The following is a 15,984-nucleotide window of genomic DNA, read 5'->3' on the forward strand; positions in this document are numbered from 1 at the left end:
CGAGCATCGGTATGAACAAGCGATGATATGAACGAACGATGATATGAACGAGCAATGGTATGAATGAGCAAGAACGGACACTGGTTGAGCGTTATTTCAGAGAAGGTGACCGAACCGTAACATTGCCTGCGGGTAGCAAAGCCCTTCAGCAAGATGGCTACAACGACAGACTTTATTATGTGCATTCTGGCGATTTGGCCGGAGATTTTGAAGAGTATGAAGGTCGCCATGTCAAAGTGTTCTCGGCGTCAAAAGGGGCGTTTATTGGTGTTCATAGTTTTTTTTCTGGAACCTGGACGGCTTCATCTACAGTTATTGCTCAAACGGATGTCACTCTGAGTTGGATTGATAGATATTGTGATGCTGTGGAACAAGAAAAGTACGGTCCTCTTAGTACCCAGTTTATGCCCGTCATTGTGTCTGAACTGAATCGACGCCAACGACGCGCTCATCAGGAGGCTGTGGCTAAAGAAAAAGCTTTAGAAAAACTGCATACAGCAGAACAAATGACAACACTGGCCCAACTCGCAGCGGGTATCTCTCATGAACTGAATAACGCAATCGGAGTCGTGAGTAGTAAGAGTGAGCGTTTAGAAAGCTTGTTTATGGAATTGCTCGAAGAGGTCCACCCTGAGGCGAGTCAGTTTTTTGATTATGGATTGATGCATGGACAAAAAGTTTCTTCGAGCGAAGCAAGGCGACGAGGCATTGTTTTAGAACAAAAATATCAGTTACCTAAGAATGTGGCCAGAGAACTGGCTAGGGCAGTGCCAGAAGATCAGCTCTCTTTACATTGGTTGGACAAACCACATCTCGCCATTCGCTACTGGCAAATGGGGCGTGACCTGCATGATTTACGTATCGCCGCAAACCATACGGTCGGTATTGTGAAATCGGTAAAACAGCTTGCGAGAAGCGAAGTTAATATGGATGAGGTGTTAGATGTTAACGACACCATCAATCGCGCACTCACCCTTTTGCAAAGCGATTTACGTCGAGTTTCGGTACGCATGAGACCCGGCAAGTTACCCATGTTAAAAGGTTCACAAACGAAATGGGTGCAAGTATGGGTTAATATCATTAAAAATGCGTGTGACGCAATGATGGCGACCTCGGAGCCGAAATTAGATATTCAAACTAAATTTAGTAAACATCGTCTGCTCGTGACTGTGACCAATAGCGGTCCGGAGATAGATGAAGTGACTAGAAGAAAAATTTTCCAGCCTAGCTTTACCACCAAAAAAGATGGCTTGTCGTTTGGATTAGGGTTGGGTTTGTCGATAGTGAAGCGAATTGTGTCAGGTTATGGTGGCAGTGTTGCAGTGAAGAGCGACCAAAGTGCGACCATTTTCAGAATAAAATTACCAGTAGAGGATGACCATGGAGAAACTTAATATCATATGCGTGGATGACCAGAGAGAAGTACTAAGCGCGGTGTTGCAAGATCTTGAGCCTCTTTGCTTGTGGTTAAATATTGAAGACTGCGAGTCAGCCTCAGAAGCACTGGATCTTATGGATGAATTGGATTCTAACGGAGAATACATTGCTCTGGTGATTTCAGACCATGTTATGCCTGAAAAAACAGGCGTTGAATTCCTTACCGAAATTAGCGCGGACCCACGCTTTACTTATACCAAGAAAGTGTTGCTCACCGGGCAGGCAACCCATTCCGATACGATTAACGCAATTAATAGTGCCGGCATTAATCGCTATTTGGAAAAACCTTGGGGTACGAGTGAGCTAATAGAGTGTGTGCGAACGTTAGTGACGGAATATATCTTCGAAAGTGGACTCGACTATTCACAATGGCAAAATGAATTGGATCAGAAAGTTCTGTTAGGTCGTCTTCACTAATCAAGTGCTGTAGCTTCAAGTAGGAAGGGTATATAGGTTTTTCAACTGTACGATGGTCAACAACGTTTGACCATCGTCTGTTCTACAGTGATATCTTCATTAGCATCGGTTTCTAATGAACGACAGCGAGTTCTTTGTTTTGTTGGTTTAAATAATCTGATTTCTGTCACAGCGTCTTAACAAAAGAAAAGATATATATCATGAATAAGTAGTCTCTAATTTAAAAGATTGCTTGTTAATATTGATTATCAGAATAAAAATAAATTCAGTTCGTCGAGCGGCAATATGATTTATAATCAATAAGATAAGGAATAGAGATGTACCATTCTTCGTCGTACACTCCGACATTGCTTGTAATAGACGATATCCCTGAAAACCTTAGCTTAATGTATAAGTTATTGAAAGATGACTACAAAGTTAAAGGTGCTAACAGCGGAGATAAAGGTATAGCTATTGCGTTAAATGATAGCCCCGATCTCATCCTACTTGATGTCATGATGCCTAATATGGATGGCTTTGAAGTCTGTGAGCGTTTGAAGGATAACCCTTTAACTAAAGATATTCCGGTTATTTTTTTAACCGCCAAAACTGAAAGTGTGGATGAAAGAAAAGGGCTTGAACTCGGCGCGGTTGATTACATCACTAAGCCGATTGTTCCTGAAATCGTCAAAGCTCGCGTCAATACTCATGTATCGTTGAAAATGGCAGTCGATCTGCTCAAAGGAGAAAACGAGTCTTTAGAAAAAGAAGTACAAAGAAGAGCACAGGAAAGCATTAAGCAAATTGAAGAACTACATGCAATTCAGGATGTTGCTTTCAATGCTATGGTGTCGCTTGCTGAAACTCGTGATAACGAAACAGGCAATCATATTCGACGTACGCAACTCTATATCAAGTTGCTTGCTGAACGTCTGAGTTTAAATCCGCTTTATACAAATCAACTAGATAGTAATACCATCAACTTACTTTACAAGTCAGCGCCGTTACATGATATAGGTAAAATTGGTATTCCAGACCATATTTTGCTTAAAAGAGGCAAGCTGACCGTAGAAGAGTTTGAAATAATGAAAACTCATACAACTATTGGTTTCGAAGCGATTAATAAAGCGGAAGAGATCAATGGTAAGCCGATGAGTTTTTTACGTGTTGCGAAAGAAATTGCACATTCCCACCATGAGAAATGGGATGGTTCAGGTTATCCACAACAATTAGCGGGTGATAATATTCCTCTTTCTGCGCGGCTAATGGCCGTTGTGGATGTTTACGATGCGCTAATTAGTAAGCGGATTTATAAGCCTCCGTTTACTCATGCAGAGGCGATGACCGTGATAACAAAAGGGAAAGGTTCTCACTTTGACCCCAATATTATTGACGCTTTCCTAGAAGTGTCTGATGAGTTCAATGCTATTGCTTTGCGCTATGTGTGATTTGTTATGACGAAAGATAATCAAATAAGTGTCCAATCTTGGGTATGGCGTTCTATGGTAAAAACGGGAATCATACCTTTGGTTTTAGTTGAACTGGTATTGGTTGCTATTTATTTGATAAGTAACCATTTTATTAGTTCTGATAACATGAGCTATATTCGTTCACAGGTCGATAACGAGCTCGATTTTGCCACGGCAATGGAAAGTGATGTCGTTCGAGAGCGGATAAACTCTATTTCTCGCTTGGCCGAAATCTATCGAAATGAAACACAACGAGTGCTTGCTGAAGATATCGATGCTGACAATATTGATATGTCGAATTTGGCCTTCAGCGACAATGGTGTGTTACATACTAAAGAAGATAAAGGTGGTTCGGCATCGTTTTACTCCGCCTATACCGCAAACAAACAAAAAGATGTCGATAAAATATTCAAGCTCGCAAAACTAGATCCTTTAATGAAGCAAATAAAAAGCAGTGACCCTTTTATTGCCGCTGTCTATTTTAATAGTTGGGATTCTTACAATCATATTTATCCATGGTTTCAAACTATTGATCAATATCCGGCGGATATGAATATACCACAATACAATTTTTATTATTTGGCGACAGACAAATATAACCCAGAACGAAAAGTGGTATGGACGGATGTTTATATTGATCCTGCCGGTCAAGGTTGGATGGCTTCTGCAATTGCACCTGTATACAACGGAGATAAGCTAGAAGGTGTTATTGGGTTAGATATTACCGTTGATACTATAGTAACCAACATTCAAAACTTAACTGTTCCTTGGAATGGATACGCTATTTTGATCAGCAGTGAAGGCAGTATTATGGCTTTGCCGCCGAAGGGCGAGAAGGATCTCAATATCAAAGAGTTGAGACACCATGTGTATGAAGGCGCGGTGACTCAAGAGGTATTCAAGCCTGAAGATTTTAATTTGTTTAAGAGAGTTGATACCGCGTCATTACAACGACAATTCAAAGGACAAAATCAAGGCCTGACTAAGCTGGTTCTCAACAATGAAAACAAGTTGATCTCTTGGGGAACTATTCCTGAAACCAACTGGAAAGTTCTGTTTGTGGTTGATGAAAATGAAATGTATCAAAAGTCGATGGCATTAAAGGATAAGTACCAGAGTATTGGCTACATTATGATTCTCGGTTTGATCAGCTTTTACATTCTGTTCCTTGCGTTTACTTGGTTGGTCTCTAAGCGGATGAGTGAAGTCATCGCCGCACCACTTTCTCAAATTCGTAATATGTTCTACAAAATGAGTACAGGAAATTTTGATATTTCCCATGAGAAATTTGATCTAAAAGAGTTAGATGACACAGCGAATGCCACGATCCGAATGGGTCACAAGTTGGGCAAGCTGACCAATGAACTTAAGACTGCCAAGGTTGAAGCTGAAGAGGCTAACATTGCCAAAAGCCAATTTATCTCTAATATCAGTCATGAAATAAGAACACCAATGAACTCTATTCTGGCTCTTTCAGACATGTTGTTGGCAAAAACGAGCAATAGTGATCAGAAAGATTCGCTAACCAGAATTAAAAAATCGGGAGAACATTTACTATTGGTGATTAATGATGTTCTTGATCTATCAAAAATTGAATCCGGTCGACTACAAATCGAGTGGATTCCATTCACTATTTACGCCATCGCTCAAGATGTCTATGAGCTATTTGAAACCAAAGTCTCGGCAAAGCGACTAGGCTTTGACGTTAATGTAGAAGAAAACATTCCATCTTTGATTGGCGACCCGCTTAGAATTAAGCAAGTGTTGCTTAATTTTGTTAGCAATGCGGTTAAGTTCACTAGTCGTGGCGAGATTACGGTCAACATCACTATGCGGCCGACACTGCCGAACGTAATGAAACTTCGGATTGAAGTAAACGATACCGGTATTGGTTTGACGAGTGAAGAGCAACTGCCAATCTTCGAAAGCTTTCAACAAGCAGATGCTTCGACCACGCGCAAATATGGTGGCACAGGCTTAGGATTAACCATTTCTCGCAGTATTGCTCAATTAATGGGCGGTGAGATTGGCGTTGAGAGTTGCAAAGGAGAGGGAAGTACATTCTGGTTCGAAGTCGCGTTGCAAGTTAACACGAATATTGAGACTGTTGAGCATAATAGTGCAATGCAACTCAGCAATGAACAGCGCCAGAAAATGTTTCTAGAAACCCAAATTGATGTTTCACAACACATTGATTCAAATATGGTTATTGAAAAATTGAGTTATCTTAATCAGTTGCTAAAGGAGAGCAATTTAGCCGCTGAAGATTACTATTCTGAACATAAAGCTTACTTCGATAAGGTTGCGCCTAATTGCAGCCTTCAATTGGCTGAGTTTATTGAACGTTGTGACTATGCCAACGCTTTGAATGTTACCCATAAGATCGAGCAATCTTTAGGCCTGTCAGGCTCGGAATGTAAATAGTTAGGCGTATCGATTCATTTCAAGCCGATTGTGTAACGTTTAATCGTTTTTAAACACAAATTTAGTGTTCTATTTTTGCTCATTTACCTGTATAACAGAGACCTAGACGGTATATCCATTCGAAATGACTCTTCAATAATCATTCTATTTATATATGGATTTTGAAATTTATATATAAACAAAACGCCAGAAAAATGTGATCTGTATAAGCATGAAAACGAGAAATGGCTCTCGTAGTTACACTATGTTACGTACGAAGTTTGTTTTTGCATGTGACCTCAAACAATTTAAACAAAAAGTTACAATTGTAAATTAGCGCTAACAAAATCCTATCTGGCTCACATATTTCGTTCTGCTAATCAATATACTTCAACGGGTAAACGTTTTCATTGGAATGGTAAACGTTTCCCTACACGTATATTAATAAAGACAAATAGGACACTTACATGAGAAAGCTAACTGCACTTGCTATGCTTACTGCTGGTATGGGTTTCGCAACACAAACTCTTGCTGATACCACTTTGGGTTTCACTATCTACAAATACGATGACAACTTTATGTCTGTTGTTCGCCAAGCTATCGAAAAAGAAGCTTCTGGCGATAAAGATGTTCGTCTTCTAATGAACGACTCTCAAAACAGCCAATCAATGCAAAACGACCAAGTTGACGTTATGTTAGCTCGTGGCGTTCAAGCGCTTGCTATCAACCTTGTAGACCCAGCAGCAGCACCTTCTATTATCAGCAAAGCGAAAATTGATGATGTTCCAATTGTTTTCTACAACAAAGAACCAAGTGCAGCAGCACTAGCAAGCTATGATAAAGCTTACTATGTAGGTACTGACTCTAAAGAGTCTGGCGTAATCCAAGGTGATTTAATTGCACAACACTGGAAAGCTAATTCATCTTGGGACAAAAACGGCGATGGCGTACTTCAATACGTAATGCTAAAAGGTGAACCAGGCCACCCAGATGCGGAAGCTCGTACAACTTACTCTGTTAAGCAAATCAACGAGAACGGCATTAAAACTGAAGAACTTCACATGGATACTGGCATGTGGGATACCGCAATGGCGAAAGATAAAATGGATGCATGGTTATCTGGTCCTAACGGTAGCAAAATCGAAGTTGTTATCGCAAACAACGACGGTATGGCAATGGGTGCAATCGAAGCACTACGTGGCGCAGGTCAAAAAATCCCAGTATTCGGTGTTGATGCTCTAGCTGAGGCTCTAGCTCTAGTTAAGTCTGGCGATATGGCTGGTACTGTACTAAACGACGCAACTTCACAAGCTAAAGCGACATTCGAACTAGCACGTAACCTAGCTGAAGGTAAAGCACCAACAGAAGGTACTCAGTGGGAAATTCAGGACAAAGTTGTTCGCGTTCCTTACGTAGGTGTTGATAAATCAACGCTTGAGTAACAGACGTTATATAGGGGGCGTTTAGCCTCCTATATTTACCCGTTAATATCTTAATTAGTATCTATTAATTGATGGTTATTTATTAATATTTATTAATTGATATTTATTGGTTTCAAATTAAAAATAATTAAGTGATGCCATGGTAGATCAAATACATGAATTCCTGTTAGAAATGACAGGAGTGAGTAAATCATTTCCAGGTGTAAAGGCATTAGATAAAGTTAATTTAAGAGTTCGACCTCACTCTATTCACGCATTAATGGGTGAAAATGGAGCGGGCAAATCGACGCTATTAAAATGTCTATTTGGAATTTACGAAAAAGATGAAGGCGATATTATTTTCTTAGGAAAGCATATTAACTTCTCCTCTTCTAAAGAAGCATTGGAATCTGGCGTTTCCATGGTTCACCAAGAATTAAACCAGGTTAAACAATGTTCCGTAATGGATAATATTTGGCTTGGACGCTATCCAAAGAAAGGCTTATTTGTTGACCACGAAAAAATGTATCGTGATACAAAAGCGATTTTCGAAGAGCTAGATATTAATATTGATCCACGAGTTAAAGTCGCGACTTTATCTGTCTCTCAAATGCAGATGTTGGAAATTGCCAAAGCATTCTCTTACGATGCAAAAATAGTGATCATGGACGAGCCAACTTCTTCTCTAACTGAAAAAGAAGTTAATCACTTATTTACCATTATCAATAAGCTGAAGGATAAAGGCTGTGGTGTGGTATATATCTCTCACAAAATGGAAGAGATATTTGCTATCTGTGATGAAATCACCATTCTACGTGATGGTCAATGGGTTGATACACGTCCATTGAAAGGCCTAGATATGGATAAGATCATCGCGATGATGGTTGGTCGAGAATTAACTCACCGTTTCCCAGAGAAGACTAACGTACCTAAAGAAGTCATCTTAGAAGTTAAAAATCTCACAGCGTTGAACCAGCCTTCGATTCAAGACGTTTCATTCGAACTTAGAGCGGGTGAAATTCTAGGTATAGCTGGTCTTGTTGGTTCGCGTCGTACCGATATCGTTGAAACAATTTTCGGTATTCGCGAAAGAAGTGAAGGGCACATTGTTCTTCATGGCCGCGAAATGAAAAACCGCGATGCACATGAAGCCATTGGTAATGGTTTTGCTCTCGTTACTGAAGAGCGTCGTTCAACTGGTATTTACGGTAACCTTGATATTACTTTTAACTCATTAGTTGTTAACGTTGATGAGTATAAAACGAAATCTGGTTTATTAAGTAATAAAAAAATGAAGAGTGATACTCAGTGGGTAATTGATTCGATGAGTGTGAAAACACCAACGCATCAAACTCAAATAGGTTCACTTTCAGGTGGTAACCAACAAAAAGTTATTATCGGTCGTTGGTTATTAACTCAGCCGGAAATATTAATGTTGGATGAACCAACTCGTGGTATCGACGTGGGTGCTAAATATGAAATTTACCAACTAATGTTGGAACTCGCGAAGAAAAATAAAGGAATCATTATGATTTCTTCTGAAATGCCAGAGTTATTAGGTACTACCGATCGAATTTTAGTAATGAGTAACGGCCGCGCAGCGGGAATCGTGAATACTAAAGAAACCACCCAGACTGAAATATTAGAGCTAGCCTCTCGTTACCTCTAGGGAAACTATTATGGATGCTGTTAAGTCATTTGCATTAAAGCACTTAAAAGAAGGTGCAATTTACGCGGTTCTGTTTATTTTATTAGCGGTTATCGTTATTCAAGAACCATCATTTTTAAGCTTACGAAATTTAAGTAACATTTTAACTCAGTCATCAGTTCGCGTAATCATCGCGCTAGGTGTTGCGGGTCTTATTGTTACACAAGGTACTGACTTATCTGCAGGTCGTCAGGTAGGTTTGGCTGCGGTTATCTCTGCAACCTTACTACAATCTATTGAAAACGTTAACAAAGTTTTTCCAAGCATTGGTGACGTGCCAATTGTTGCGGTTATTCTTTGTGTCTGTTTAATCGGTGCAATCATCGGTCTAGTGAACGGTGTTATCGTTGCTTACATGAAAGTAACGCCTTTCATCGCGACACTGGGTACGATGATCATCGTTTACGGTATTAACTCGCTTTACTACGACGCAGTTGGTGCATCACCAATCGCGGGCTTTGATGAGCGCTTCACAGTATTCACTCAAGGCTTTATTCGAATGGGTGGGTTCCGATTCTCGTACATAACTTTCTACGCCATTATCGCTGTTATATTTATGTGGGTGCTTTGGAACAAGACTGTATTTGGCAAAAACATCTTCGCAGTAGGTGGTAACCCTGAAGCGGCAAAAGTATCAGGTGTTAACGTACCGATGACGCTACTAAAAGTGTACGCACTTTCAGGTGTCTTCTATGCCTTCGGTGGTATGTTAGAAGCTGGGCGTATCGGTAGTGCAACCAACAACTTAGGTTTCTTATACGAACTTGATGCAATTGCAGCCTGTGTGGTCGGTGGTGTGTCATTCGCCGGTGGTGTTGGTAGTATCGCAGGTGTTGTAACGGGGGTTCTTATCTTCACCGTTATCAACTACGGTATGACATACATCGGTGTTAGCCCTTACTGGCAGTACATCATCAAAGGTTCAATCATCGTCTTTGCGGTAGCATTGGACTCAATGAAATACGCAAACAAGAAATAAGATTTACCTTTAAATTGTGATTAGCGCTGCCTTGGCAGCGCTTTTTACAGCTAAAAAAAGCGCCCAATTAGGGCGCAGCATCAGGCAGAGAATAACGAAAACATCAAATAACGATTAAGAGCGGCAACTCGCAAATAGATCCATATTTGGGTTGTAGGTATTGGTGCTCACATCCATGATACCCAGTAATGAGTGAAATAGGTTATCTTGTGAATACTGTCTGCTAGAGTGATTTTCCAGACATCCCGCTTTTATTTGCTTTTCTTGTTTGAAACCGTCTGACAGCCAAACAATAAGTGGTACATGTGTTTGATAGTCAGGAGCCAGTCCATAAGGCATACCATGCAAGAACATTCCGTTCTCGCCCAAAGATTCACCGTGGTCAGAAATATAAACTAAAGCTGTGTTGTATTTGTCTTGTAGCGCTTTCAGTTTATCAATGGTCTGTGCCACAACATAATCAGTGTAAGCAATAGTATTATCATAGCTGTTGACGATTTGCTCTACGCTGCAATTTTCAATGTCACTGCGTGGGCAATCTGGCTGGAATGCCCCCATCTCTTTTGGATAGCGTTGGAAATAGGTTGGACCGTGGCTACCAATAAGGTGCATCACCATCATGCGGTTGCCTTTTAGCTCATTCACTTTTTGTTCGAAATCTTCCAGCATTGCCATGTCATAACAGGTCTCTCCGTTACACATATTATCAATGCGATTACGATTAATGACGGTTTTCTTGATGCGTTTGGCCACATTCTTGTCGCCACCATCGTTTTCTTGCCAGGCAACATCAACGCCCGCATGGCTGAGTATATCAAGCACGTTGTCTCGATTGTCGGCAACTTCACGATTGAAGTTACTTTTATCCAAGGCAGAAAACATGCAGGGAACAGAAACGGCGGTTGCAGTACCGCAAGAACTTACGTCCTTAAATGAAATGACGTTTAAGTCGCGAGTATAAGGGTTGGTAGGGCGTTCATAACCATTTAACTCATAGTTATGCGAACGAGCTGTCTCTCCCAACAAGAATACAAATAGTGTCGGTTTGGTTTGTGCCGTAACCAGCGCTTTTGCTGACTGCTTTGCATCCAGGCCAATTTCTTTATAGACGATAGGCGTAGCGAAATATTTTTGTTTAATAAATTTGCTTGTACTGTAAACAAACTCCGTTGGGATGATCAGCTTTTTCAAATAACTATTGTTGCGACCAACGGATGAGTAATCTTGATAGTACAATATTGCGATTATGCCAATCACGACAAGAGATGCCGTCATTGAACCTATCTTTCGTAAAGTGAAGTTAATCCATGAACTGGGTTTTTGAATTTTAGTAACAGCGAGAATTGTCGCAGGAATCAGACCAAATACCACAATCCAACCGATTGAGTAAAAGCTTAAGTAGGAACCTGCTTCGCTGGAATCTGTTTCAATAATGTTGTTGATCATCTCAGTATCAAACAAGGTTCCATAATTAAAACTGGCATAGCTAACAAAGCTGGAAGCAATAATCAAAACGATAAAAATAGGTTTGGTGATGTACGGCCAACTAAAGAGATTAAAAAGCAAGTTCAAGGCAGCAGCAAAAAAGAATGGCAACGAAATAATGAAGCCGATTTTTACGTTATCAAGTTTAGCGAAAATGTCAGTTAAGGAGGAGTATATCGGTAAATTCAGCACTAACGCGAAAAACGTAGCCAGTACGAGAGTAATGCCAGCATAAGAGAGTGAGAAATTTGCTTTAATTAATTTCATAGTGTTACACCAAAATAGTTAGCCAAGTAAAAGCAGCAAATGCCAGAGCAACAAACACCGCAGCTGAGCCAATGTCTTTTGCTCGTCCACTGAGTTCGTGTTTTTCGCTACCAATTCTGTCCACTACAGCTTCAATAGCTGAGTTAAGTAATTCTGCGAGTAAAACTAGTGTTAACGAGCCCACCATAGCGATGCGCTCGAGACTAGTGACCGGGAGGAAAAAAAGACTGATAGTGAGAATGGCAGAAGCAACTAACTCCTGGCGGAATGCTGCTTCGTTAATCCATGCGGCTTGCAAGCCTTTCATGGAATAGCCTGTGGCGAAAATAATGCGCTGAATACCTGTTCTGCCTGGTTTCACAGTAAATACCTCCAGAGAATGTGTTTCTATGCAGGTGATACTACGAGAGCTAGTGTGAAATTTATGTCGACAGAAATTCATCACTAAAGAACAATTGAGTAGAAAGTGCGATAACTCACTGTGCTTAATAGCAAATGTGTGGCTTAATTCATGGAGTTGGAAACAGTGGAGAACACAATATGGCAGCAAAGTTGTATCTGGGCGGTGCTCGTAGTGGAAAGTCGACTTATGCAGAGCAGCAAGCATTGAGATTGTTAGAAGAAGGCAAGTGCATTCACCCTCAAACACGCCTCCACTATGTTGCAACTGCAGAGCCATTTGATGATGAAATGAAAGAGCGTATTTCACACCATCAAGCTCGTCGTGATGAGCAGTGGATTAATCATGAATGCCCGGTAGAACTGCCAAAAGCGCTACTGGAATTTAACCAGTATGATGTGGTGCTGGTGGATTGCTTGACGGTTTGGCTAAACAACGTGATTCATTATTTGGGTGATAACGCAGACAGTGCGCAAATCAAACTAAAACTTAATGAATTAGCAGATGCTCTTGCCCGAACTCAAGCTACGGTGTTGTGTGTTTCTAACGAAGTAGGGCTTGGTATTGTGCCGATGAATGCGCTCACCCGGCTATACGTTGACCATTCCGGATGGATGAACCAAGCTGTCGCGAAAGTCGCAGATCAAGTCGATTTTGTTGTGGCAGGGTTAGCAATGAATCTCAAAGGCGGTCAATAAGGCAACAGGATATAGACGATGAACCTTTACTTATTAAGGCATGGTAAAACCCAAGGTAAACCGGCATTAAATGGTCATATTGATGTGGCGGTCGATGAGTCTATTCAATACTCGATTGCTCATGCGCTTTTGAAGCACTATTCCTTCCACAAAATCTATTCATCGCCACTGATTCGGTGCCAAAGAGTGGCTGAATTGGTTGCCGAGCTTAAACCCGCATTAAAGCTGGTGATTGAACCACGTTTGAAAGAGCAAAACTTTGGAGACTTCGATGGTGTACCCTTTGACGAACTCGCACACGAATGGAAGAGGCTAGAGCAATTCTGGGCGAATCCTGCACAGAATCACTTACCTAACGCCGAGCCTTTGCAACAAGGGTATGAAAGAGTGGTTGAAGCATGGCAGCAAATTACTCAACACTGTGAACAAGACACCTTAATTGTCGCTCACGGCGGACCTATCCGTTACATACTCGCACACGTATTAGGTTTGGATTGGCAAAATCCACAGCTTTACACCTCCTTGGCAATCGAAAACCAGAGCATCACACATATTCAAATTAACAAGTTTGAAGGCAATGTGTATTACTCGGTCAAAGGCATTGGTATTCCACTGCTTTAATAAGACTTTTGTCTCCAATAATCCATTTTAAATTGGATGCGTTTACAGTGTGTAAGTTTTGTTCTCTTCATCATGTTTCACCTCAGGTTGCTTTACATCCATTTCCTTTTTAGCTGTTAAATAACACTGGTATTTTTCTAAAATGCGCCATTCTCGAATCCTGTTATTTATTTTTAATTGCATTAATACAGCAAGTTATGTTCATTTTCCTTCGTTTTTATATCAGTCTTTGAAAAAGAAAGACTAGAAACTCTAGTGATACTGAGAACGTTAATAAAAAATTTATTGTTTAGAGGATCACGAAATTGAGTACTAGGTCTTACTTATCTTTGATGGTGAATGTTAACCTGAATTGTAAACGTTTCCATATTGCTTTGATGATTGATGAACACGGAATGTTTTCATTGTGCAAATCAGTGGTTGGCTAAGGTGATGTGGCACCCTACTCATAAAAAAGAGAATGTGATGATGAATAAGAATATGCTTGCAACCTCGATTGGTTTAGCGTGTTTCAGTAATGCTGCACTTGCTGATGAAATTACAGTATGGACTTGGGATCCAAACTTTAACGTTGCGATTATGGAAGAGGCAGCGAAGGTTTATAGCAGTGACCACCCAGAAACGACGATTAAAGTCGTGGACTTCGCAAAAGCAGACCTTGAGCAAAAGCTACACACTATGCTTGCCTCTGGTGTTACGTCATCACTTCCTGACGTGGTTCTTATTGAAGATTACAACGCTCAAAAATACCTTCAGTCATACCCAGGTGCCTTTGCACCAATGACCAACGCTGTCGATTACAAAAACTTCGCTCCTTATAAAGAAAGCTTGATGACGCTAAGCGGTGAGGTTTATGGTCTGCCGTTCGATACGGGCGTAACGGGTATGTACTACCGTACCGACTTGCTGGAAAAAGCAGGTTTTACAGCGAAAGACCTAGAAAACATTACCTGGGACCGTTTCATTGACATTGGTAAACAAGTAAAAGCGAAAACAGGCGTAGCCATGTTGGGCATGAATCCAGATGACCTAGGCTTAGTGCGTATCATGATGCAATCTGGCGGTGAGTGGTACTTCAACAAAGATGGTTCGCTCAATATCACTACCAACGAATCACTAAAAGAAGCTCTAAAAGTATTTAAAGATTTGATGAGCCCTGATGTGTCGCGCCCAACTATCGGTTGGTCTGAGTGGGTAGGTACATTAAACCGTGGTCAAGTTGCTTCTATCGTTACCGGTGTTTGGATTACACCGTCTGTTGAAGCAGGCAAAGACCAAGCGGGTAAGTGGGCAGTAGCCGCAACACCACGCCTACAAAAAGCAGGGGCAGTAAACAGCTCTAACCTTGGTGGTTCAAGTTGGTACGTGCTTGACTCTTCAAAAGAGAAGCAAGAGGCGATCAAGTTCCTGAATGAAACCTTTGGTTCAAACGTTTCATTTTACGAAACCATTCTTAAAGAGCGTGGTGCAGTAGGCTCTTACATGCCCTCAGGTCAATCAGCCGCTTACCAATTCAGCAATGAATTCTTCGGCGGTCAAAAAATCTACGCTAACTTTTCAGATTGGTTAGGTAAGATCCCAGAAGTGAACTATGGCATCTACACCTATGAAGTCGATGCAGCCTTAAGCTCAATGTTACCTGCGATTGTTCAAGGTGCTCCAATCGAGCAAGTGTTGGGCGATGTTCAACAACAGCTTGAGTTCCAACTACGTTAATTTGTCTTCCTTAGGCGCCCTCAAGGGTGCTTAAGTGCCTTGTTTTACATTGCTTTCTTGGTTTGTCTTATGGATACTTCTACTGCCATCAGTAAAAAACAGAAAAAGAGCAAAAAAAGCTTTCACCGCTTTTATGATATTAACGGTTGGTCATTTGTTCTTCCTGCTGTCGTTCTCGTCAGCCTTTTTATGATTTATCCCATTGTGAACTCGCTCTGGATGTCGATGCACTCTGGGCGAGGCGTCATGATGCAGTTCGTTGGTTTTGATAACGTATTACGTCTATTTAACGACTCATTCTTCTTAAAATCACTGAAAAACACCTTCATTTTCCTCGTTATTCAGGTGCCAGTGATGATTTTGCTCTCGCTAATCCTCTCTTCATGTCTTAATGCACCGAATTTGAAATTCCGCAGCTTATTCCGACTCGCTATTTTCTTACCTTGTGTCACATCACTTGTTGCGTATTCAATCTTGTTTAAGAGTATGTTTGCGTACGAAGGGATCATTAACTCCTTTTTGATGTGGGCACACATAATTGGTGAACCGATTCCATGGTTATCCGATCCGTTCTGGGCAAAAGTGACCATCATCATTGCGATCACTTGGCGCTGGACGGGATACAACATGATTTTCTTTTTGTCTGCAATGCAAAACATTGATAAGTCGATTTACGAAGCTGCGCGCATGGAAGGGGTTAGCCCAGCCAAACAATTCTTCTTTATTACCGTGCCTTTGCTGAAACCAGTGATTTTGTTTACTACCGTGATGTCGACAATCGGTACGCTGCAACTGTTCGATGAAGTGGTCAACATCACTGCGGGTGGTCCAGCAAACGAAACCATGACGCTTTCTATGTACATCTATAACTTGTCGTTCAAGTTCGTACCAAACTTCGGCTATGCGGCGACGGTGTCATACGTCATCGTATTCTTTGCAGCAGTACTTGCGATTATGCAATTCAAGATTGCTAAGGATAAATAA

The 15,984-nt window shown here is 41.0% G+C and carries 13 protein-coding genes; 11 read left to right on the plus strand and 2 right to left on the minus strand.

The features are described from left to right. Positions 1 to 59: 59 nt before the first annotated feature. The 7 genes from ACK5MF_RS10150 (at position 60) to mglC (ending at position 9,813) form a co-directional block, all read left to right on the plus strand. Entirely contained in the window at positions 60 to 1,394 is a 1,335-nt protein-coding gene (locus ACK5MF_RS10150) for an ATP-binding protein (RefSeq protein WP_416921834.1), read from the plus strand. Further along, positions 1,381 to 1,854, plus strand: coding sequence for a response regulator (locus tag ACK5MF_RS10155; RefSeq protein WP_416921836.1), 474 nt, complete (start codon positions 1,381 to 1,383; stop codon positions 1,852 to 1,854). Before ACK5MF_RS10150 ends, ACK5MF_RS10155 begins: the two co-directional genes overlap by 14 nt. A gap of 317 nt (positions 1,855 to 2,171) precedes the next feature. Further along, a complete protein-coding gene (locus ACK5MF_RS10160) occupies positions 2,172 to 3,281 on the plus strand; it encodes a response regulator (RefSeq protein ID WP_416921838.1) in 1,110 nt (369 codons plus the stop codon). A 6-nt stretch (positions 3,282 to 3,287) separates the two neighbouring features. Continuing rightward, positions 3,288 to 5,726, plus strand: a complete 2,439-nt coding sequence (locus ACK5MF_RS10165) for an ATP-binding protein (protein WP_416921840.1) — start codon at positions 3,288 to 3,290, stop codon at positions 5,724 to 5,726. A 446-nt stretch (positions 5,727 to 6,172) separates the two neighbouring features. After that, positions 6,173 to 7,147, plus strand: coding sequence for a galactose/glucose ABC transporter substrate-binding protein MglB (gene mglB / locus ACK5MF_RS10170; RefSeq protein WP_416921842.1), 975 nt, complete (start codon positions 6,173 to 6,175; stop codon positions 7,145 to 7,147). A gap of 139 nt (positions 7,148 to 7,286) precedes the next feature. Further along, positions 7,287 to 8,795: a galactose/methyl galactoside ABC transporter ATP-binding protein MglA gene (gene mglA, locus ACK5MF_RS10175; RefSeq protein WP_416921843.1), complete on the plus strand. Its 1,509-nt coding sequence runs from the start codon at positions 7,287 to 7,289 to the stop codon at positions 8,793 to 8,795. 10 nt (positions 8,796 to 8,805) lie between these two features. Next, on the plus strand, positions 8,806 to 9,813 hold the full coding sequence (gene mglC / locus ACK5MF_RS10180) for a galactose/methyl galactoside ABC transporter permease MglC (RefSeq protein ID WP_416921845.1): 1,008 nt from the start codon (positions 8,806 to 8,808) through the stop codon (positions 9,811 to 9,813). A gap of 114 nt (positions 9,814 to 9,927) precedes the next feature. On the opposite strand, the gene ACK5MF_RS10185 is transcribed toward mglC, so the two are convergent. Together ACK5MF_RS10185 and ACK5MF_RS10190 are read right to left on the minus strand one after the other, a co-directional pair. Continuing rightward, on the minus strand, positions 9,928 to 11,565 hold the full coding sequence (locus tag ACK5MF_RS10185) for a phosphoethanolamine transferase (protein WP_416921847.1): 1,638 nt from the start codon (positions 11,563 to 11,565) through the stop codon (positions 9,928 to 9,930). A 4-nt stretch (positions 11,566 to 11,569) separates the two neighbouring features. Continuing rightward, the gene (locus ACK5MF_RS10190) at positions 11,570 to 11,926 is read right to left on the minus strand and encodes a diacylglycerol kinase (RefSeq protein ID WP_416921849.1); all 357 of its coding nucleotides are present in this window, start codon (positions 11,924 to 11,926) and stop codon (positions 11,570 to 11,572) included. Positions 11,927 to 12,105: 179 nt separating this feature from the next. Here ACK5MF_RS10190 and cobU point away from each other — a divergent pair, with 179 nt between their 5' ends. The 4 genes from cobU (at position 12,106) to ACK5MF_RS10210 (ending at position 15,984) form a co-directional block, all read left to right on the plus strand. Further along, positions 12,106 to 12,663 (plus strand): bifunctional adenosylcobinamide kinase/adenosylcobinamide-phosphate guanylyltransferase, encoded by a 558-nt coding sequence (gene cobU, locus ACK5MF_RS10195; RefSeq protein WP_416921851.1) that lies wholly within the window; start codon positions 12,106 to 12,108, stop codon positions 12,661 to 12,663. Between the two features lie 18 nt (positions 12,664 to 12,681). After that, positions 12,682 to 13,284 (plus strand): alpha-ribazole phosphatase family protein, encoded by a 603-nt coding sequence (gene cobC / locus ACK5MF_RS10200; RefSeq protein ID WP_416921853.1) that lies wholly within the window; start codon positions 12,682 to 12,684, stop codon positions 13,282 to 13,284. 465 nt (positions 13,285 to 13,749) lie between these two features. Then, positions 13,750 to 15,000 (plus strand): extracellular solute-binding protein, encoded by a 1,251-nt coding sequence (locus tag ACK5MF_RS10205; RefSeq protein ID WP_416921855.1) that lies wholly within the window; start codon positions 13,750 to 13,752, stop codon positions 14,998 to 15,000. A gap of 69 nt (positions 15,001 to 15,069) precedes the next feature. Next, positions 15,070 to 15,984, plus strand: coding sequence for a carbohydrate ABC transporter permease (locus ACK5MF_RS10210; protein WP_416921857.1), 915 nt, complete (start codon positions 15,070 to 15,072; stop codon positions 15,982 to 15,984).

This window comes from Vibrio sp., assembly GCF_047973365.1.
Classification (GTDB): Bacteria; Pseudomonadota; Gammaproteobacteria; order Enterobacterales; family Vibrionaceae; genus Vibrio.